The organism is Paenibacillus sp. Z6-24 (genome assembly GCF_054161335.1).
This window is the reverse complement of the sequence record NZ_CP096398.1, coordinates 4,860,055-4,882,696: the sequence shown is the minus strand read 5'-3', so window position 1 is coordinate 4,882,696 and position 22,642 is coordinate 4,860,055. Positions and strand designations below refer to the sequence as shown.

13 protein-coding genes and 1 tRNA gene are annotated in these 22,642 nt (G+C 51.1%); 10 read left to right on the top strand and 4 right to left on the bottom strand.

Annotated elements, in window-relative coordinates; translation table 11 throughout:
- The first annotated feature begins 142 nt into the window (after positions 1–142).
- The 4 genes from M1D61_RS21080 to M1D61_RS21065 all read left to right on the top strand — a co-directional run bounded on the left by M1D61_RS21080 (position 143) and on the right by M1D61_RS21065 (position 12,152).
- Positions 143–2,938 carry a glycoside hydrolase family 3 protein gene (locus M1D61_RS21080; protein WP_458120494.1) on the top strand — a complete coding sequence of 932 codons (2,796 nt, stop codon included), beginning with the start codon at positions 143–145 and terminating at the stop codon, positions 2,936–2,938.
- Positions 2,939–3,433: 495 nt separating this feature from the next.
- Positions 3,434–7,174, top strand: a complete 3,741-nt coding sequence (locus tag M1D61_RS21075) for an alpha-L-arabinofuranosidase C-terminal domain-containing protein (protein ID WP_458120493.1) — start codon at positions 3,434–3,436, stop codon at positions 7,172–7,174.
- A 198-nt stretch (positions 7,175–7,372) separates the two neighbouring features.
- A complete protein-coding gene (locus M1D61_RS21070) occupies positions 7,373–9,913 on the top strand; it encodes a LamG-like jellyroll fold domain-containing protein (protein WP_458120492.1) in 2,541 nt (846 codons plus the stop codon).
- Positions 9,914–10,211: 298 nt separating this feature from the next.
- Entirely contained in the window at positions 10,212–12,152 is a 1,941-nt protein-coding gene (locus tag M1D61_RS21065) for a DUF2961 domain-containing protein (protein WP_458120491.1), read from the top strand.
- A 67-nt stretch (positions 12,153–12,219) separates the two neighbouring features.
- Here M1D61_RS21065 and M1D61_RS21060 read toward each other — a convergent pair whose 3' ends face one another.
- The gene (locus tag M1D61_RS21060; RefSeq protein ID WP_458120490.1) at positions 12,220–12,489 is read right to left on the bottom strand and encodes a DUF2188 domain-containing protein; all 270 of its coding nucleotides are present in this window, start codon (positions 12,487–12,489) and stop codon (positions 12,220–12,222) included.
- Between the two features lie 201 nt (positions 12,490–12,690).
- Here M1D61_RS21060 and M1D61_RS21055 point away from each other — a divergent pair.
- From M1D61_RS21055 to M1D61_RS21035, 5 genes are all read left to right on the top strand, one after another.
- Positions 12,691–12,774: transfer RNA gene (locus M1D61_RS21055), tRNA-Leu, on the top strand.
- A 618-nt stretch (positions 12,775–13,392) separates the two neighbouring features.
- Positions 13,393–14,781, top strand: a complete 1,389-nt coding sequence (locus M1D61_RS21050; protein WP_458120489.1) for an MATE family efflux transporter — start codon at positions 13,393–13,395, stop codon at positions 14,779–14,781.
- Positions 14,782–15,007: 226 nt separating this feature from the next.
- Entirely contained in the window at positions 15,008–15,244 is a 237-nt protein-coding gene (locus M1D61_RS21045) for a hypothetical protein (RefSeq protein ID WP_458120488.1), read from the top strand.
- Between the two features lie 169 nt (positions 15,245–15,413).
- Positions 15,414–16,994: a right-handed parallel beta-helix repeat-containing protein gene (locus tag M1D61_RS21040; RefSeq protein WP_458120487.1), complete on the top strand. Its 1,581-nt coding sequence runs from the start codon at positions 15,414–15,416 to the stop codon at positions 16,992–16,994.
- A 269-nt stretch (positions 16,995–17,263) separates the two neighbouring features.
- Positions 17,264–18,070, top strand: coding sequence for an FRG domain-containing protein (locus tag M1D61_RS21035; protein WP_458120486.1), 807 nt, complete (start codon positions 17,264–17,266; stop codon positions 18,068–18,070).
- A 168-nt stretch (positions 18,071–18,238) separates the two neighbouring features.
- Here M1D61_RS21035 and lepB read toward each other — a convergent pair whose 3' ends face one another.
- The 3 genes from lepB to udk form a co-directional block, all read right to left on the bottom strand.
- On the bottom strand, positions 18,239–18,889 hold the full coding sequence (gene lepB, locus M1D61_RS21030) for a signal peptidase I (RefSeq protein WP_458120485.1): 651 nt from the start codon (positions 18,887–18,889) through the stop codon (positions 18,239–18,241).
- A 126-nt stretch (positions 18,890–19,015) separates the two neighbouring features.
- Positions 19,016–19,576, bottom strand: coding sequence for a 5' nucleotidase, NT5C type (locus M1D61_RS21025; protein ID WP_458120484.1), 561 nt, complete (start codon positions 19,574–19,576; stop codon positions 19,016–19,018).
- A gap of 76 nt (positions 19,577–19,652) precedes the next feature.
- Entirely contained in the window at positions 19,653–20,291 is a 639-nt protein-coding gene (gene udk, locus M1D61_RS21020; protein ID WP_046216224.1) for a uridine kinase, read from the bottom strand.
- A 421-nt stretch (positions 20,292–20,712) separates the two neighbouring features.
- Here udk and M1D61_RS21015 point away from each other — a divergent pair, with 421 nt between their 5' ends.
- On the top strand, positions 20,713–22,641 hold the full coding sequence (locus M1D61_RS21015) for an MHYT domain-containing protein (RefSeq protein ID WP_458120483.1): 1,929 nt from the start codon (positions 20,713–20,715) through the stop codon (positions 22,639–22,641).
- Position 22,642: the final 1 nt, after the last annotated feature.

Sequence of the window (22,642 nt, the reverse complement as noted above, 5' to 3'; positions counted from 1 at the left end):
AGCCAGCCATTTATCATATAGGAATGTAAGCCTTTGCATTTTCCGAATTGTTGCGTACATAATGGTAGAAGAGATTATGCAGCACATCATCCTCATCATGACACTTAGCCACCAGACCATTTACGATTCAGGAGGGAATATATTGACTACACCAACCATTTCACAAATCGGGGTCCCACTTGAGGGATTTGCTGAATTCAGCCGCAAGGTTGCTGCCGAAGGCGCCGTGCTTTTGCAAAATGACAATCAGGTTCTACCGATTCAGAAAGATGAAAGCGTTTCGATTTTTGGCCGGGTACAGGTCGATTATTACCGCAGTGGTACAGGATCGGGTGGCAGTGTAAATGTGGCGTATACGACCAATCTGCTGGATGGGCTGCGCAGCAAGCCGGGCATCACCGTCAATGAGCAGCTGGCACAGGTATACGAGCAGTGGATTGGTGAGAATCCGTTTGATAACGGTGGTGGGGGCTGGGCAGCCGAGCCGTGGCACCAGAAGGAAATGCCGCTGACAAGTGAGCTGGTCACCCAGGCGAGACAGCAGTCGGCCAAAGCCATTATCGTCATCGGACGCACCGCCGGGGAAGACAAGGATAATGCGGATGCGCCGGGCAGTTACCGTCTGACGGATGAAGAGCTGGATATGCTGAAGCAGGTGACGGCTCATTTTGAACAGACTGCTGTCGTACTCAATGTATCCAATATCGTGGACATGAGCTGGGTACAGGATAAGAGTCATATCCATCCGATCTCAGCCGTTATCTATTCCTGGCATGGCGGTATGGAGGGCGGCAATGCGATCGCGGATGTGCTGGTCGGGGAAGTGACGCCGAGCGGCAAACTGCCGGATACGATCGCGTATTCCATCGATGATTATCCGTCGACGAAAAACTATGGCAACGAGCACCAGAGTCTATATGAAGAGGACATCTATGTGGGCTACCGGTACTTTGAGACATTTGCGCCCGAGAAGGTACAGTATGCGTTTGGCTATGGATTGTCGTATACGTCGTTTGATGTACAGCCGGAGCAGGCGCAGCTGGTTAGCCGTGATGGACAGGAATTTATCGAAATCGGGGTACAGGTGACTAATATTGGACAGATCTATGCCGGCAAAGAAGTCGTGCAGATCTACTATGAAGCGCCGCAGGGTCAGCTCGGTCAGCCGGTACGTTCGCTGGCTGCTTTTGGCAAAACAGGGCTGCTGCAGCCGGGAGAATCGGAGCGGCTGGTGATTGCTTTCCCGGTGCATGGCATGGCTTCGTACGATGACAGCGGCATTACCGGACATGCGCACGCATATGTACTGGAAGCAGGTACATATCATTTCCATGCAGGCACCAGTATTCGTGAGCTGGTTGCTGTTCCGTTCGCTGATAGCGACGGATATGTGCTCAGCGAGCTGCAGGTAGTGGAGCAGCTGCAGGAAGCGATGGCGCCGACTGTGACCTTTAACCGGATTAAGCCGGGACGCCGTCTGGACAATGGAACCTATGAGGTGACATATACCGAAGTGCCGCGCCAGCAGGTGTCGCTGGCTGACCGGGTTCGCCAGAATCTGCCTGTACAGTTGAAGCAGACGGGAGACCGGGGCTACAAGCTGAGAGATGTGGCGGAGCACAAGGTCAGCATGGAGGACTTTATCGCCCAGTTGAGCGATGAGGATCTGGCCGCAATTGTACGCGGGGAAGGCATGAGCAGTCCGCTCGTGACTCCGGGTACGGCATCCGCATTTGGCGGGGTCAGTGACAGTCTGCTGGGTTACGGGATTCCGGTCGGTTGTACGGCAGATGGCCCTTCCGGTATCCGAATGGACAGCGGAGACAAGTCCACCCAGGTATCGATCGGTACACTGCTGGCATCGACATGGAATGTTGAACTGGTCGAGGAAATGTACGTGCTGGAAGGACAGGAACTGGTACGCAACAATGTCGATGCACTGCTCGGACCGGGTATGAATATTCACCGCAGTCCGCTCAATGGACGGAACTTTGAGTACTTTTCCGAAGACCCACTGGTGACCGGACAGCTGGCCGCTGCCTGTGTGCGCGGTATTATGAAGGGCGGCTCCAATGGCACGCTGAAGCATTTCGCCTGCAACAACCAGGAGCAGTATCGCAGTAAAGTCGATGCGGTCGTATCCGAACGTGCGCTGCGCGAAATCTATCTGAAAGGCTATGAGATCGCAGTTAAGCAGGGTGGTTCCAACTGCATCATGACCTCCTATAATCCGGTAAATGGACACTGGGCCGCTTCCAATTATGATCTGAATACGACGATCCTGCGCGGCGAATGGGGCTTCGATGGCATCGTTATGACCGACTGGTGGGCGATTATGAACGATGTCGTAAATGGCGGACCGGCTGATCGCAAAAACACCAATGCCATGGTACGCGCCCAGAATGATCTGTACATGGTCGTCAGCAACTATGGCGCCGAGACGAATGTATGGGGCGATAACACGATCGAATCGCTGGCGAACGGCACACTGACCCGCGGCGAACTTCAGCGCAGTGCGATCAATATCTGCCATTTCTTGATTCAGGCCCCGGTATTTGCCCGCAATCAGGTGATCGAGGAGACAGTGAACGCGTATAAGGCAAATGCCTCATTTACTGTCGATCAGGCCCAGCCAGCGACAGAAGACCGTCAGATTCCGGTCGATACAGCTGGTGCTACGCTCATCCATGTCGACCAGCCGGGAGTCTACCGCCTCTTCGCCCATGTCATGTCCCCGGATACCGAACTGGCCCAAAGCGCCTGCAACCTGATGCTAAACGGCGAAGTCGTCACCACCATCCAGACCAATGGCACCGAAGGCAGATGGCTGCGTCAAAAGCTGGTCAAAGCCGAACTGGCAACCGGCATCTACGAACTGACTTTCGAATTCGTCAAGCCAGGCATGCAGATCGAGTGGATCGAACTCAAACGCGTGTAATCGCTCGTGCACACCGGGTGACTTTGCAATACAGCGTATCCATACACATAAGAGCCTTTCGCCTAACCAGCGAGAGGCTCTTTAACGTTCTCCCCAACTGACCAAGACAACACCCAATATAGTTCACGCACAGAGCGGAGGAAAGGGAATTGGTCCAAAGGATGACATTTAAGACTGGAAATCAACCGCGAACAGCGGTTATTCAAGATCTCCAGTCTTAACCGGAGGACGTGGACCAATCCCTTTCCAGAGCGGCTGAATGAAGTCCCTTTTAATTTGCTGCTGTTTAAACGAACTAACCAAGGCGCCTATACCTGTTCAACAGGGCATCCACTCATCAGCAAATGTATAAACGATTATTTCTACAAAAACCGCTCTTCTACTGAAAAAGAGTTGAAAAACACCCTCAATATAGAGTAGTATGACTTTATAGAATATAATTACATTAATATATTAATATAAATATTAAGAATATAAAGTATAGGAGCATTGCAAATGACACATATCCAGGATCGACTGATTGCACAGTACAAATTCGACAATGCCAGTCATATTGGCAAAGACAGCTCCCCAATGGGCAATGATGCAACCGCTTCCGGGAATTCGCTTCCTGCAGTAAAAGAGGTACATGGACGCCAGGCAGCCACATTTTCTGGTGGAGCGAATGGTTCTTCCTACATACAACTGCCTGCTGATCTGCTCAAAGATGTAAGCGATAACACAGGTCTGACGGTAACCGCATGGGTGAACTTTGGCATGGGTGTGAGCATTTGGGAACGTATTTTTGACTTTGGCGGCGGAGAGGGCAAGCCATCTCTGTTCCTCACGCGTCAGATGCGCGGGACGCTGACAGCAGACGGCGATCTGGCGGTCGATCCTGGTAAAGGATTTGTACGCGACGAGTGGATGCATGTCGCCATCTCGGTCAAAGGCACCGAAGGCGGAACGCTGAGCAGTGCCGGTCCGGTCGTCTATGTGAATGGCGAAGTGGCTGTAGACGGCACGATCAGCCAGACATCGAGCGGCAATTATGCCCGTCTGCGTGCATGGTTTGCTACATTTACCGAAGAAGGCAATTACAACAGCAATTACATCGGACGCTCCCAGTTCGCGGCGGATGATGATTATACCGGCGCGATCGCAGATTTCCGGGTGTATCAGGCTGGATTGTCCGAAGATGAAGTGATCGAGGTCATGTGCGACTCGCTGACCGATGAAGAAGTGACCCGTCTGGCACGGGACAAGTATTTGGACTTCCCAACGACGATCATTACACGTGATCTGACACTTCCGCAGGCCCTCATGGGTGGCAGAGTACAGGTCAGCTGGACATCCAGCCGTCCGGAGATTCTGGCGCATAACGGTCAGGTACAGCAGGTCAGTGCTGCCGAAGGCGTAACGATTACAGCGACGATGACGCGCGGAGAGAGCACGCTGGAGAAGAGCTTTGATGTCTCGGTGTTGCCGAAGGATCTGCCGCCGTATACACTGACGATTCATGGCAGCCGTGAAGTGCTCGATGTGAGCGAAGTGATGTATGGTCTGTTTTACGAGGATATCAACAATGCGGCAGATGGTGGGATCTATGCGGAAATGGTGCAGAACCGCTCCTTTGAATCGTTTGCCTTTGATACGTATTCCCATGCCTCCGGCGAATGCGGATGCTCGACCGGCCGCAACCGTGAGCCCCTATTCGCCTGGTACGGTGATACCGACCGGATGACCCCGCAGAGCAGCGGCGGATTGAACGAGCATTTTGGCGTGAGTGATCCTGATGTGAACTCCTACTATGTGACCGTGGCTGATGGAGCGACGATTATCAACCGCGGATTCAACGATACGAACAATAATTGCGCGATGTTTATCCAGCGTGATGCCCGTTATGACTTTACAATCTGGGCCAAGGCAGAGAATGCCGGAACGATCACGCTGCAGCTGCAGACACCGGACGGTGAGCCGGCGAGTGACTCGGTGACTGTACAGGTACAGGGCGACGGAACCTGGCGCAAATACGGAGTGGAGCAGAAGATCACCCTGACAGGCTCCACGCAGGTGCTTGGACAGCTGGCACTGACCTTTGACGGGGAAATCTCGATCGACATGGTCTCTTTGTATCCGCAGGATGTATGGGGAGCGAGCGAAGAAGAAGGTTCTCCATCCGCTCATGCCAACTATACCGGCAACCCGAACTACCGTCTGCGCAAGGATCTGGTCAACGCACTCGTGAACATGCATCCGACATTCCTGCGCTTCCCGGGTGGTTGTATCTCGGAAGGTTCCTTTATCTGGGACAATGTGTATGACTGGAAAGATTCCGTAGGCGATATCGAGCTGCGTAAAGAGAACTTCAACGTCTGGGGCTACATGATGACGATGGGACTTGGCTATATGGAATATTTCCAGCTGGCTGAGGATCTGAATGCGGTACCGCTGCCGGTTATGGCCTGCGGCGTACTCTGCCAGGCACGCTCCGACTATGCACATCCGGCCGGCGGCGAGCTGCGTGATTACTATATCAAGAACTTTACCGACCTGATCGACTTTGCGATCAGCATGGACTTTGAACATAACGAATGGGCAGCGATGCGCAAGCATATGGGTCATGAAGCTCCATTTGATCTGCGCTATCTGGGAGTCGGCAATGAGAACTGGGGTACCGAGTTCTTTGCCAACTTTGAGGTGTTCAAGACATCGATCGACGAATATATGGCACAGCATTATCCTAATCATGAGCTGAACATTATCTCCACCGTTGGCGCACAGGCTGATGATGATGCGTACCAGCAGGGCTGGAAATTCCTGAGCGGCAATCTGGAAGGATCGGCTGAAGTCGCTTTTGCCGACCGGGACAAAGTCATTGAAGAAACCGTCACCTGGTATGCCAAGGAAGACAACTATATGGATACGATTGCGGATGAGCACTACTACCGTTCCAACGAGTATCTGCTCAATAATGCAGACCGTTATAACTACTATTACAGAGCGTACAACGCCGACGGCAGCATCAACTGGCAGGAGACATCCAAAGTATTTGTCGGTGAATATGCATCGACCGACAAAAATACGCTGGCCGGTGCGATCGGCGAAGCGGCTGTTATGACTGGATTTGAGAAAAATGCCGATGTGGTGCGTCTCGCCGCTTATGCGCCGCTGTTCAACAAAGTGCTGACCGATGGCACCTACCGCTGGACACCGGACTGCATCTGGTTCGATGATGAGACGGTATGGTATACGCCAAACTATTATGTACAGCATTTGTTTGCCAAATATCTGGGACACAAAGTGCTGGATACATCCTTCTCGACTTACAAGCACGGCCGTCAGCTGGAGCTGATCCCGCGCGGTGGTATCGAGATCGCCACAGGCAATGCGAAGATCGCTGTCAAGCATGTCAAAGTCACTTCCAACGCCGATGGCAGTGTGCTGCTGGAACAGGACTTTACCGCAGAACTCAATCCGGCGTGGCAGGTTATTCCGGGTTCTGCCGGATACACGGTGGATGCGGAGCGTGGACTGATTCTGTCCGCACAGAGCAGCGGTCTGAACGGTCTGTACCTGCTGAATGACGACTGGACCAACTACAAGGTCGAAGTGACCGCTACTCGTCTGAGTGGTCCGGAAGGATTCTATATCGGCGCCGGATTGACCGATATTCACCCGGATACCAAGGACGTGACCGAGTACGCAATCAGCTACAATGGCGATGCAACCGGAGTCAAAGTGTACAAGCAGGGCATCGAAGGCTACACACTGGGCGATTATTCTTCCAGTACGGCAGCCGGCAACCTGCGAGCGGCAAGCTATGAGCCGCTCACCGATGGTACGGAGTATGTAATCACTGTCGACTATGGCGGCGAGACTGGTCGCAATCTGATCTGTTCCTACACCGATGGCCAGACTAGCAGCAAAGTGCTGGATTACAAGCTGGAAGCCTACAACCGCGAAGTGTTCCATTCCGTGACCCGGGATGATGAGCATGTGTATGTGAAGCTGGTCAATGCCGATGCCGCTGACAAGGCGACCCGTCTGAATCTGGAGGAACTGAACGTGCAGGCAGAGGCGCAGCTGATCACACTGACCGGTGACGTCTCCCTGCTGCATACACCGAATGTGAATAAGAAAAACAATGAACAGGTCGTTCCATCCGAGCAGATTATTCAGCTGAATGGCGATACCGTTGTACTGGATCTGCCGGCAAGCTCGGTCAATGTGCTTGTGCTGCGTCTGAACCAATAAGCATCAACTGAACCAGAGTAGTTAAGATATACTGCCTTCATAAGCTTCGATATGAGAAGAAGAGAATTGATTTCAATCATTTAGAGTTATGGAGGCAGTTCATTTTCCAAGTTACTACGAGCAGTCAGACCGATATCAACAGTCATATGAATCAGTCATAGATTATCAATCATGAGCAAGACGAGAGGGGATTAACGAATGCGCAAAAATGTAACCAAAAGGCTCGCAGCAGCAACACTGGCTTTCTCACTCGCGGTATCTGTAACAGGAGTAACCGCCAACGAACAGGCATCTGCAGCCAAGGCAGAGAATCCACCGGGAGAGCCGACATTCTCCAATGCCACTGTCCATGATCCTTCCATTATCAAAACAGGCAATACGTTCTATGTATTCGGTTCCCACATATCGGCAGCCAAGTCAACGGACCTGATGCACTGGTCCAATTTTGCAAACGGTTACACCACGCCGGGCAATACGCTATACGGTGATTTGTCCAAAACGCTCGCAGGCTCTTTTAAATGGGCCGGTGAAAATGATGCCGACAGCAAAGGCGGCTTTGCCGTATGGGCACCGGATGTGATCTGGAATCCCAAGTATGTAAATAAAGATGGCTCCAAAGGCGCCTATACGCTGTATTATTCTACTTCATCCACGTATATCCGTTCTGCGATCGGCATGGCGGTATCCAAGAATATCGAAGGGCCATATGAATACACAGATACTTTTATCTATACCGGGTTCACCAAGGACAAAGCATTTGATGCCAACAGCCAGGTAGACAAGCAGTGGACCAACACGAATATCAAAACGCTGATCGACCAGAAAAAAATCAGTGCCGAGAATCCGGCCTGGTTTAACGAAAACGGCTCCTATGCCAACCAGCAGTATCCGAATGCCATCGACCCGACCATTTTCTACGATGCCAAAGGCAAAATGTGGATGACCTACGGTTCATGGTCTGGCGGTATCTTCGTAATGGAAGTTGACCAGAAGACCGGCAAGCCGATCTATCCGGGCAAAGACGGCAAAACCAAGGACGGTCGCATGATCGACCGCTACTTTGGCATTAAGATTGCCGGTGGTTACGGCAAGTCCGGTGAAGGACCGTACATTCAGTACAACAAGGATACCGGTTACTTCTATCTGTACATGACATACGGCGGACTGGCCGCGAACGGCGGTTATAATATGCGCGTATTCCGCTCCCAGTCCCCGGATGGTCCATATGTGGATGCCAGAGGTCACCAGGCGACCTGGCCGGCCAATACGAGCAATGACGAGTACGGCAACAAGCTGATCGGTAACTTCCTGTTCGACAGCAAAGTAGGCGATCCGGGCAAAGAGCAGGATTACGGCTATGTGTCTCCGGGACACAACTCCGTCTACACCGATCCGAAGACCGGACAGCTGTTCCTCGTCTTCCATACCCGCTTCCCGGGACGCGGCGAAGAGCATGAACTGCGCATCCACCAGATGTTTATCAATAAAGAAGGCTGGCCAGTCGTCTCACCATATCGTTATGCAGGCGAGAAGGAAGCCAAAGTCAGCGATAAAATGATCACCGGTGACTATCAGTTTGTCGATCATGGCAGCGATTCTTCCGCGGCGATCAAGGAAGCGAGCGCAATCCGTCTCAATGAAGATCATACAATCACCGGCGAACTTCAGGGTACCTGGAAGAAAAAAGGCACCAATGATGCAGAACTGACGATTGGCGGCAAAAAGTATACCGGTGTATTCGTCAAGGACTGGGACCCGATGTCTGAGCAGTATGTCATGACATTCACCGCACTGTCCGATCAGGCGACGATGGGCTGGGGCAGCCGTCTGCCGGATGCTTCGGATACGCAGGTTATCGCAGATGTATATGGTGAACTGAAGCTGGATGGTACAGAAGGAATTACAGCCAATCTGGAACTGCCCGCAGTCGGCAGCCGCGGTACAGTCATCAGCTGGACTTCTTCCAATGAAGAAGTGATTGCTGCGAACGGTCAGGTGACACGTCCGGCATCGGGCAGCTCGGCTGTATCGGTAACATTGACGGCGCGTATTACCCGCGGCAATGAGACACGTACCAAGGCATTTGACGTTACTGTACTGCCTTACGTCAATGCAGAACTGACGGCACAGTACAGCTTCGATCGGAATCTAAACGACAGTACCGGCCAGCATGGCGCGGGTGAACTGACAGGTGATCGCCTCGATCGTCCGGCAACCGTTGGCACCATCACGTATGGTGAAGGCGTGCGCGGACAATCCGCTGTACTGGATGGTACGACAGGCATTCGTCTGCCGAATGGACTGATTCACAGCAATTCGTATTCGGTCTCCATGTGGGTGAAGCCGGAGCAGCTGAACGTGTACTCACCGGCATTCTTCGGTGCAGCAGACAGTGAGCACTGGATCAGCCTGCTGCCGCGCGGCACAGCTGGAGATAACACCATGCTGTGGGCCGGCAGTGCGCCATGGTACGATGCCAGCACCGGCATGAAGATTCCGGCAGGGGAGTGGAGCCATCTGGCCTTCTCGGTTGATCAGGGTGTGGTGACCGTATATGTGAACGGCAAAGAAACCTTTACCGGCACCGGCTTCCCGGATCGCTTCTCGGCCACGGACAACGCGAGCTTTGGACTCGGTGTCAACTACTGGGATGCTCCGTTCAAAGGGGAACTGGATGAACTGCAAGTATTCGAAGGCGGCCTGACACCAGCCCAGCTGGCCGAGCTGTCCTCCAAATAACGAACAGTATGCCAGGCAAATCGCCTGCATCTGCATAGTGAACGATAGGAATAAAGAGGCAACGATCTGTAACCGGATCGTTGCCTTTTTGCATGCGAAAAGTAAATCGAAAAACCAAAATGTTCAACTCATCTGAAAATTGTTCAATTCCGGGGGAAGAGCGTACCTTCTATAATGAGTAGAGGAAAGTATGGATTGCAGTAATGCCACCCAAATGTAAGAATGCCAATCAACCAATGAGATACGATTGTCCCATCCATTATTATCCGTTCATATATACGGAGAACAGGAGAAGCAAATGAAATCAAACAGGGAATCGGAACATAACGTACCCAAAGGTCTGAAGGCAATGGAGCGATTCGAGCTGCTGCCGCTGCTGCGTGAAGGCGTGCAGGTTCACTATGAAGGCAGCATAGACAAGCAGGGAGGCAATGAGGACTGGGACTGGTGGTTGTACCGGGAAGGATCGGAATGGGTGATCTTCGATGTAGATGGTCCCGGCTGTATTTATAACTTTGTACAGCATCGGTATCCCGAGAGTGAGGAGCCGACGTTTTCGTTTTATTTTGATGGAGAAGCCGAGCCGAGGTTCCGTATCCGGCATTCAGAGTTTGGTCACAAAGCTCCTTTTACCGCACCACTGGCTGATGCCTATATGGGACCGGATGATAATGGGCGAGGGCCGATCCGGGTCGTGCGCAGCTGGGTCCCGATGGAATATGAACGTTCCTGCCGGATCACATCGGATATCCGGCTGAAAGGAGCGGCCAAAGGCGACGGAGGCTGGGGGCATGTGATCTACCACTCCTACCGGGAAGCCGATGGTATCGTAACCTTTACCGGACAGGAAGACCTGAACGGTCTGCTGGAAATGTGGGGCCATCCCGGCGAAGATCCCAAACCCGCTGGCAGGGATGCGAGAGAGGTAGCGGTTGAGCAGCTGACACTGGCTGCAGGCGAGCGCAGGGTACTGCTGGATGAGCATGATGCCGGCTGCATTACCGCCATTCTGGCACAATGGGAATCGGAGCCGGCAGAGCCGATCAATGATTTCCCCAGGCCGGAGCTGATGCAGGTATGGATCTGCATGACCTGGGATAATCATGAGCAGGCGGATGTGGAATGCCCGCTGGGTGCCTTTTTCGGTAATGAGCTGGGGTACAATCGGATTGGTCTGCTGTCCCACGGTCAGGCGGCGGATGGGCAGTGGTATCAGTATTTCCCAATGCCGTACTGGCAAAGTGCTCGTATTGAACTGGTGAACCGGGGAACGGCGGCAGTGGAGCTGGGCAGCTGGCAGATTCGCTACCATGCAGGGCCTCAGGCACTGTATCCACAGGGCCGGACGGGTTATTTTCGCTCATCCGATTATTATCCATCCCAAGCGAGTCATGGAACCGACAGCATTATCGGGCAGATCAGGGGACGTGGACATCTTGTTGCAGGGCAGGTAACGGCATTTAGCAGGGAGAGCGGGCAGATCAGCTGTGAAGGCGATGTCCGCGTCCATATCGACGACAGGGCAACTCCGCAGGTGGAGAGTGACGGATCGGAGAGTTGGGTCAACTATGGCTGGGGCTTCCCGACGCCGCCAGAGATGAATCCGTCCAGCGGTTATGATGGCCTGCCGGATAGTCCCTGGTCGATGGTGCGGCTGTGCAGCGGAGATGTGTATCCTTTTCAGCAGCAGCTGGTGTTTGGCATAGAGGCGGGAGAGTATAACAATCAGTATTTGCGTCATTCGGGCATACTGCTTTATTACGGGCTGGATGAACCGGGTATGGAGCTGACGGATGAGCTGGATATCGGCTGCAAGGCTTCGGAAGGCATACACCAGTACCGGACATCAGGCAGCCGCGGGTATTATACGTTGACCTCCTGTTATGAAGGCGACCAGGATGATGTGCTGATCACGGATACCGGCCATGAGACGGAGGGATGGAGCGAATTTACGGTATCGATCCGTCCGGATAATCGGGGCGTTCGACTGCGGCGCCGCTCCGATCAGATGACCGGCCAGCAAAAGGCCACTGTCCATGTCGATGGTATCCTCGTGCAGGAGCGCAGCTGGTATACCGCCGACCGCAATCCGTACAAACGCTGGCTGGAGGATGAATACGAGATTCCGGCTGCCTATACGGCAGGCAAAGGTCATGTAACGATCCGGCTGGACTATGTACAGGCAGGCGAGACGCGGGTCTGGAATGAGTTTTACTATCAGGTCTACAGCCTGTATTAAAAATAGCCCGGTACGGGTTTCCTCTGGAGGAAGCCTGCCGGGCTATAGGCGTGTGATAATCTGCAAATTATTTGTTCTCCTGGTAGTTGATCTGATCCTCAATGCGTCCATGCTCGTTATGAATGATGGCCATCGTACCGGCTTCTTCCGCACGGCGCTTGGCTTCATCGACCGCCTCGGACTGTGAATCGGTCGTCAGGACCGGTTCGTCAACACCTTCTTCTTTGACTGCCCAGCCGTTGTCATGCGGCACAGCATGATAGCGTGCTTGATCGGTACCTGCCCGATCCTCAAAATACTGATCGCGTTCCGGATTCTCGCCTCTTGTGTTAGCCATGGTCTTACCTCCTCTTCGGATGTACAGGATTGTAGGATAGAGCTAAGATTTATTACCCGATTGGCAGAATATCATCCGATTATTTCCACTTTTTGATGAATAATAAGGGGTTGAAAATAATTTGCGAAAAAGCTTGTGCTTTTGGAAAAAGCATGATATATTATTCCTTGTGATTGCGTAATGCAGCTCACTAACTAATTTGCGGTCGTGGCGGAATTGGCAGACGCGCACGGTTCAGGTCCGTGTGGGCTTACCCCCGTGGAGGTTCGAGTCCTCTCGACCGCATTCCTAAGCATTAACAAATAGACTCATGAATTTCTCTTGTAGAGATTCATGAGTTTTTTGTTTTCAAAAATAGTAAATGTATCACTCCCCATGTTCCTTCACAGCAATAAACACACCGCTACATACACACCCGTTTCCTTCAGTTTGTACCCTTCGATGAGTGCACTTCTTTATTTCTCTGCCGGAACTATGATTAAATACAACAGACAACGATATATAAGGTAGATCAGAATGTGAACACGTCCTTTCAAATGAGGAACAAGAAATAGATGCGCAGCTGCATCATATACGCTGCGCTTTGCCTGATAGGCGTACTGGGAGAATCCAATTTGTCGAATTCCATGAATCCGGAATAGATTCTGTCTCAGCAGCTGGCTGTATGACGATCAGCAGCCTTTGATTCATCTGGAGGCCAACCGGATCTTTGCCATGCTCAAGACGGAGATGAACGATGGATGGTTTGAGCAGCTGCAGGCGTGCAAAAACAGCCTGACCAGCTGACAGCTTTCTTTGAATTGGGCTCCTAATTGTCAGATATGGGTTGACAATACAATCGCTGGAACAGCACTATAGACTATAGTTAAATGGAAGTCATTCTAAAAAAAGAAGTGAATACAAATGGAAGAGAGTATACGGGCAAGTTGGGCACAACGGCTGCTGGAAAAGCATTTTTCCGGAGCAACAATGAATTACCGCCAGATGATCGCGCTGTTTATTCCGATTCTGATCGATCAAGCGTTTGTGATGGGGCTGAATCTGATCAACACGGCTATGATCAGCTCAGCAGGTGTAGCTGCGGTCAGTGCAGTCAATATGGTGGATTCGCTGAATATTTTCCTGTTAAGTGTATTTATCGCGGTAGCGACAGGCGGTACGGTCGTCGTCGCCCAGTACAGGGGCAACGGCAATGAACTCAAAGTATCGCAGGCGAGTGCAGGTGCGGTATCGTCAGTCTCGGTGCTGGCACTCGCTGTGGCGATCATCGGGATTGCCTTTCACGGGCCGCTGCTCAGTCTGCTGTTTGGCTCGGCCGAAGCGGAAGTTATGGATCATGCACGTACATACCTGATCGGGAGCTGTATTTCCTTTGTCGGAATTGCGATTGTGGAAGCGGTCTGCGGAGCGCTGCGCGGAGTGGGCAGTACGAGGGCTTCACTGGTGTTATCGCTGATTATGAACCTGCTGTATGTGCTGCTGAATTTTGTGTTTATCAATGGACTGGATATGGGTGTGCTCGGAATGACCCTGTCAGTCAATATTGCCCGGTATGGCGGCGCCGCGTGTGCGCTGTATTATTTGTTCAAAATGGACGTGAACCTGAAAGTACGGGTGCGTGAGCTGTTCGAGGTCAAATGGGAGATGTTCAAAAAGATCCTGTTTATCGGATTTCCGTTTGCGACCGAGCAGATGTTCTTTAACGGCGGGAAAATATTGACCCAGATCTTTATCGTCGGCATGGGCACCTATGCGATTGCCGTCAATGCGATCTGTTCCGCGCTGGCAGGAGCGATGCAGATTCCGGCCAATGCACTGTCGTTGACGATTATTACGGTAGTTGGTATGTGTATCGGCAGCGGCAATATCGACGAAGCCCGCAAGTTCACCAAGTCGTTCCTGGTGCTGGCGTCGATGTCCTTTGTATTGATGGGGCTGATTATTATGCCGCTGTTCTATCCGCTGATCTCGCTGTTTGATCCGCCGGCAGAGATTGTCGATGAGATCTTCTGGGTGCTGCTCATTAATACGCTGGCTCAGATTCCGCTGTGGGCGATCGGATTTATTACACCATCGGCACTGCGGGCGGCCGGGGATGCCAAGTTTACCTCGATGGTGTCAATGCTGTCGATGTGGCTGTTCCGGGTCGTGCTCGGGTATGTGCTGGGCGTTACGCTCGGCTGGGGTGTACTCGGGGTATGGATCGCGATGGACTGTGAATGGGCGGTGCGCGGGCTTATTTTCCTGAGGCGATTCCATGGGAAGAAGTGGCTGCAGCATCGGATTATTTAATGGATTCCTTTAGGGTCAGATTTATTGCAATTCATTTTTAAAAGGATACTATTTCTGTACAAAAACAGCTTCTGGATCATAATATGAAATGCCAAAGTGACGTATCTATAACGTGAACTTTGGCATTTTTTATATTGTCGTGTCTATGGATACACCCGCAAATTCCACAAATTGTAAAGTGGAATGCTATACTGGGGATATTCCGAGTTGAAGGAGGAGCTTCCCAATGGGCATCGTTTATCTGTCAGGCATTATTCTCATCATGGCGCTGCTCGTAGCGATATTGGGGCATGTGATGTACCGCTGGTCCAAGCGACATGTGACCGGTATTCTTACTATGGTTATAGCTATTGTGTGGGTAATGCTGGTTCTGAGTGCTCCCAAGCTGTTATTGGTCATTATTCCGACGCTGATTATATACGCTCTATTGGCGCGTTATCCTTATGTACTCAAGGCAAAATAAAGCTGTGCAGCAAGCATTCCTCCTGATTGTGGGTTAGAACAGAGTACAGGGCAATTATGTATCGCTGATTATTTTGTATCGTTCGCTGCACTGCGAGTGCATTATATACTTCATTGTATATGGAACCTGGATAAAAAGTAAATATTTGTAAAAAGAGAGGGTGCGGCTTATGATTCGGTATTCCAGTAAGGCAGCCCGTTTGCTCATCGTCCTTCTCCTTGGAGCCGGAATGACAGCCTGTTCCTCTTCGCAAGATTCGGCAGACATAGAGGCGGCAGCTGCAGAGGACAGCCAGGGAACTGTATACTATGTCGCGCCCGGAGGCAGGGACACCCAACCGGGTAGTATGAATGCGCCGTGGAAGACGATACAGCATGCTGCCGATCAGGCGGGTCCGGGCAGTATGATTTATATTCGCGGCGGCGTGTACAAGGAGCGGGTGGATATTCGCCACTCCGGCTCAGCTGCGGCAGGCTATATTACATATGCCAGTTATCCGGGAGAACAGGCAGTGCTGGATGGCACCGGGGTAAAGGTGAGCGGGCTGCAGGGACTGATCGATATCGCTAACGCCAGTTATATCCGTATCCAGGGTCTGGAAGTGCGCAATTACAAGACCCATTCCCGCAGTGCGGTGCCGGTCGGCATCTATGTGCATGGCAGCGGACAGCAGATTCAGCTGACCGGCAATCATGTACACTATATCGTCAATACGGCTGTCCCGACCGGTCCGGATCTTACAGGGCGGGATGCGCACGGGATCGCGGTATATGGCGACCGGGCACCTGCTGCGCTGAAGCAGATCACGATCGACGGCAATGAGCTGCATCATCTGGTACTCGGCAGCAGCGAGTCGCTGGTCATTAATGGTAATGTGGACGGATTTCGGGTAGCGAATAACCGGATTTACAACAGCGACAATATTGGGATTGACCTGATCGGATTCGAAGGAACATCTCCGGATGTGCGGTATGATCAGGCACGCAGCGGCATTGTCCGCGGTAACCGGATCTATCATATTTCGTCCAACCATAATCCTTCCTATGGGCCCAAGCTGCCAAATCATAGCAACTCGGCGGGCGGTATCTATGTCGATGGGGGCAGAGACAGCATTATCGAGCAGAATCATACCTATGATAACGATATCGGCATCGAGATTGCTTCCGAGCATGCAGGCCGGAGCACGAGCCATATTACGGTGCGCAGCAATGTCATTTACAACAACCGGCAGACGGGCATCGCCATGGGCGGTTACGATGAGGAGCGGGGCTCCACGACAGATTCCCGGATCGTGAATAATACGCTGTATCACAATGATACACTGGGAGCAGGCAATGGACAGCTGCTGCTTCAGTATGATACCCGAAGCAATGTAATTCGCAATAATATAATGGTCGCCAGCACTTCCGGGGTGTTGATCTACAACGAATACACCCGCAATTCCGGTAATATTGTAGACCATAACCTGTATTTCTCACAGGACGGCAGTTCTGGCTCCACCTGGGTCTGGAAAGGCAGGGAATACAGCGGACTGCAGGCGTACCGCACGGGCAGCGGCAATGATCTTCATTCCCTTTGGGCCAATCCGCAGTTCCTGAATGAAATGGCTGATGATTACCATATCCAGCCTGCATCACCGGCGGTAGACAACGGGTCTCCTGATCCTGCACTGCAGGATACCGAGGATATCGACGGACAGTCCAGAGTCTCCGGTAAGGCTCTAGATATCGGAGCCGACGAATCCACATAATATAATTGCCTATAGCCGCAAAAGAAGCCTGCCGATAGCACCATGCTGAATATTTTTCAGCAGATGCAGCAGTAACCAGCGTCATCATAATACTGGGGAGCATGTAAATTCTCTCCTTTTCGGAATAAAATGATGATCCCAGGACGGAATTGATTTTACCGAATCCAGCAGGATTATGTAAAAAATACCTGTACTACCCATTAAAAAGGGCAAAAGTGGTGTAATGAAAGATAGGAGTCAAATACAAATACAATGGGCAGGTGTTCCCTTTGAAATATATTGAGGATGGAGTAAGCATTGCAGAAAGCTGGCTGGACCTCCATGAAGAACTGTTTAACTTTCCTCCTCATCCCGAACATGGCCGCTTCCATTCCCCTTATGCGTACCGGGGCATGGATAGCGCTTCTTTTGATCTGAGTACCAGTCTGATGAGGATCGAGAATACAGGGATGGAGTCGCATTTGCTGCGCAATTTCAAAAAGTTCGCCCGCGCGTCGCTGAAATATGAACGCAACGACTGGGAGCTGCTGGCCGTCGCTCAGCATCACGGGCTGCCGACACGGATGTTGGACTGGTCGTTCTCCCCGTATGTGGCCCTGCATTTTGCCACGTCCGATCTGAAGCGGTATCACGAGGATGGGGCAGTCTGGTGTCTGGATACGGACCAGGTGCATTCCCATTTGCCGGCCAAGCTGAGACACCGTCTGGATGAGGAAGATCTGCTTGTTTTCACCGTAGAGCTGCTGGATGAGTTGTTCACCGATATGAAGGATTTTGACAGTCTGAAGGGCGACGATGACTTTGTAATCTGCCTTGATCCTCCATCGATCGATGAGCGCATCGTGAACCAGTATGCCATGTTCACGATTATGAGCAACCGTGATCGCGGGCTCGACGACTGGCTTCAGCAGTACCCGGGACTGTACAAGAAGATTATTATCCCGGCGGAATTGAAGCTGGAAGTCAGGGACAAACTCGATCAGGCGAACGTCAATGAGCGAATCATCTATCCGGGTCTGCAGGGCATCAGCGCCTGGCTGAAGCGCCACTGTACCAATACCAGACTGATGCGGTAAATGCATGCAGCATCCGCCAACTGCCCTTATATATCCGGGGATACAGCACAAAAGCCGGGCTTTGCCACTTGTTCATCGGAACAGATCGCAAAAGTCCGGCTTCTTGGATAGAACTATTGAAGAAATTCGTACACGAGCCATTAGAGAACCTCATATACGGATACAAGATCAGCTTTGTATCCAGTGAAAATGCGAGAAAGGCCAGTAAATCATTTCCGCCCGGCCGACCACATCGTTCACCGGAATATAGCCGATCATGCGGCTGTCCTGGCTGTGAGAGCGGTTGTCGCCCATTACAAACAGGTACCCTTCCGGTACTTTGCCGTCCGGCAGTGCTGGAGTAGGAAAGTCATTGATATTGTATGGACTGCCCTGTGCCTGTGCTGCGGCGACTGCAGATTGGATATAAGGTTCATCAACCGCCTTTCCGTTGACCATCAGGCTGTCACCTTCCACTTTGACCGTATCTCCACCGACCGCGATCACACGTTTGATAAAGTCTCTGTGCTGGGAAGGTACTTTCAGCACGATCACTTCACCCGGCTGAGGCGAACGCAGATCATACAGCAGCTTGTTTGCGATCAGGCGCTCATCATTATGAAAATTAGGTTCCATCGATTGCCCGCTTACCACAAAGGGTTCAAACAGGAAGAGCCGTACGAGAGAAATCAGACAGACGGCCACAATCATCCGTATCAGCCATCCCTTGACTTCGCTCATTTTGCTCGTGGGGGGATGGTCATCTGAAGAGGGCAATTGGTTATGAATATCCGGATCTGCAGATGGAGTACGATCATTTTGCTTGGGTTGTTGAGTCATGGAGGGTTCCTTCTTTCATTGTTGATGTCGTGTATATCGTTATGAATTAAGGATATCCATTCCAGACGCCATTGTAAAATTTTGCAAAAAAAGAAGCCGGAGACCTGTGCGGTTCCGGCCGAATATTTATTTCGCTTGCTCGATCAGTACTTCATTGACCAGCTCGCTCATGCCTTTCCAGGAATCCTTCATCAGAAAGTCCTGCTGCAGCGCCAGATTCCACGGACGCGGGATGCCGATCGTGCGTTTGCCGGCTTCACGGGCCGCCAGCAGATTATGCGGTCCGTCATCGATCAGCAGATCGAATTCCAGCAAATATTTACGCTTGGCCACAAAGAAATTCTCATAGGAGATAAAAGGCAGATGCTGCTGCAGCCATCTCCATTTCTCCGGTACCGAAGAAGGACGTGCGGCCGTCACGACGATCAGATCGTGCTGCTCATGAATACGGCGCATCTCCTCTACCGTATGCTCATCAAAAATCTCCAGTTCTTCATACAATCCCTGTCTTCCGAAAAAGACTTCTTCCGAGCATTCGTGATGCCAGATCCGGCTGAGGTCAAAGCTGTTCACCTGCTCCATCGTGAGCGGCAGATCCGGGTAAAGGGCATTGTGGTAGTGAATGGCTCTGGGAAGAAGATGACAGATCGTGTCATCCATGTCGACAGCTACAATTTTACGGTTCATTTTGCAGGTTCCTCTCCTTATGTAAAAAGCTGCCGGGCTCGTGCCCGGGCAGCTCTGTTCAATATACAGTCTTTGATTACAGCGTTCCCCATTTGCGGTCGCCGTTCAGGTACTTCTCGGTCAGAATCGACAGCAGCTGGATACCGACTTCGTTATGTCCGCCTTCGGGAATAATCAGATCGGCGTATTTTTTGGAAGGTTCAATAAAAGCTTCGTGCATCGGCTTCACCGTCGTCATGTACTGCTGGTGAATCGACTGGATGCTGCGTCCGCGCTCTTCGATATCGCGCAGCACACGGCGCAGGATGCGCACATCCGGATCGGTATCGACGAATACCTTGATATCCAGCTGTTCACGCAGCTTCTCGTCGGACAGCACATGCAGTCCTTCGATAATCACAATATTGTTGGGCTGAAGTTCCAGCGTCTTGTCGGTAAAACGGGCATGTGTCGTAAAATCATACACAGGTGCATGGGCCGTTTTGCCTTCCTTGAGCTCACCCAGATGCTGGATCATCAGTTCATTATCAAAAGCGAACGGATGATCATAATTGATCAGCGCCCGCTCTTCCAGATTCAGATGCGTGTGATCTTTATAATAATTGTCCTGAGAGATGAAAGTAACTGCTTTTCTCGTTCCCATACGTTCGATGACGGAGCGGGCGACGGTTGTTTTGCCTGAGCCGGTACCACCGGCAATACCAATAATGAGCATGGCGTTTGAATAAACCTCCCTAAAGTTAGAAACACAGTATAATTCAGCGTCAGAACCAACGCATTATGAAATCAAAATATTTGCACGGGACGAACATGAAGTTTGCACAGCAAAATGGGTGTATATTTCACCACCCGACAAGTACCAGTGTCATACCACCAAAATTCATATAGGCGTAACAAAATCAATGATCTCTTCTAATATTTTAGGATAGCATAGCTCTGAAAAATTTTCACCTGATTTCATAGGGTCAACGTACAAAATCTGCAAAAATATTAAATTTATTTGCATTCGCTTTACAATTCGTACCAAATGGCTTGAGTATTTCAATTTTTAGGTTAAATTAAGCTTATAAGAAACAAATCAAATCATGATATCAATATGGAATGCTGTCTACCAACGATCAGGAAGGAACATGCATATGACAGAACTGCAGGGAACCTATAATACTCCGCTTGTTCTACTTTCCTTGTTTATCTCGTTTTTTGCTTCCTATTGTGCATTGTATATATATGAAAGGGTCCTGGTAGTCCATGGACGTTCACGGTTAGTCTGGATTATGTTTGGCTCGATCATTATGGGGCTGGGGATCTGGTCAATGCATTTTATCGGCATTCTCTCCTACAACCTGCCGGCAGAGGTACATTACAATCCGGTTTGGTTGCTGATCTCCATGCTCCTGCCCATTGTTGCGGTGCTGGCTGCCTTTTGGATGATCAGCGTCGACTTTATGAAAAACAGCAGTCTGCTCATGGGCTCGTTATGGATGGGCTTTGCGATTGTGGCCATGCATTTTACAGGAATGGCTGCGATGGAGATGCCTCTTCAGCAACATTATGACTGGTGGATTGTCTGCCTGTCCGTCCTGATCGCCTGTGGTGCTTCTTTTGCTGCACTAAAAATTTCGGCACGTCATCGTCATCAGCAGAAGGCGATTACGGGTCGAGCCAAGCTATATATGGCATTGCTGCTTGGCAGTGCGATTGCAGGTATGCATTATACCGGTATGGAGGCTCTGCATGTTCATGATAGCCCTACCATGCATCCCATACCCGGCAAGCCTGCCGAGATTCCAGCCAATCAAACCAATGAAATCACTCTGGCGATCATGATTGGTGGAGCCATGCTGCTTATTCTGCTGCTGCTGATGATCAGCCAGATTATCGACAAACGTTTTGCACTGCGGCAGGCGCATATCAACCAGCGTCGGTATGATTCAATCTTTGAACATAATCCGGATGTGGTACTGCTGTTTAGCCGCAGTGGTGAGTTGCTTCGTGCAAATCCGGCAGCCGAAAAGATTATCGGTTATTCCACGAGCCATTTGAAAGGTCTTTCCTTTGCAGACATGATTACGGGGCCATACATCGATATTGTCCGAAGCTGTTTCATGGATGCGCTGGAAGGTATTTCCCATACGATTGAAGTGACCATCCGCCACCAGGATGGCAGGGAACTCTGGTTGAGCACCACCATGGTTCCCTGGCTGGAGAATGACGGAATCAAGGATATTTATACCATCTCCAAAGATATTACCAGCCGTAAGCAGGCCGAGCACGATCTGCTGCAGACCAAGCAGGAACTGGAAGAAGCGCTGCGTGTAAAAAGCGACTTTCTGGCAATGATAAGCCATGAACTGCGCACCCCGCTGAATGGGGTGCTGGGCATGAGTGACGTGCTAATGGAGATGGATCTGGATGAGGAGCAAAAGGAATTTGTCGGTCATATCCACCATAGCGGGACTGTACTGCTGCATGTCATTAACGAAGTACTGGATTATTCCAAGCTGGAAGCCGGTAAAATGAATCTGGTACAGGAACCGCTGAGTATTCGGCTGCTGCTGGAAGAGACCGCCGGATTATTCACCACACAGGCACGACAGAAAAATCTGTATATTCACTTGGCTTCCGAGGAAGCGATACCGGATATGGTACTTGGTGACGAACAGCGTATCCGCCAGGTGCTGATCAATCTGATCAGCAATGCGATCAAGTTTACTTTTGAAGGGGGCATCCATATTCGCGTTCAGGCAGCGCCCGATCCGGCAGCATCGGCAGATGAACCGATCTGGCATTTCAATTTTACGGTGGAAGATACGGGGATTGGCATTAATGAGCAGGACCAGCGGAATCTGTTCCAGCCCTTTTACCAGATTGATTCCAGAATCAGCCGCATGTATGAGGGAACCGGACTTGGTCTGGCCATCTGTAAAAATCTAATTGAGCTGATGGGCGGAGAGATCAGTGTCCATTCTGTCGAAGGAACGGGATCACAGTTTTACTTTGTGATTCCAATGAGCCGGTACGAAGATCGGCATAATGATCTGCTGTGGGAAGAGAATTTGGGTTAGT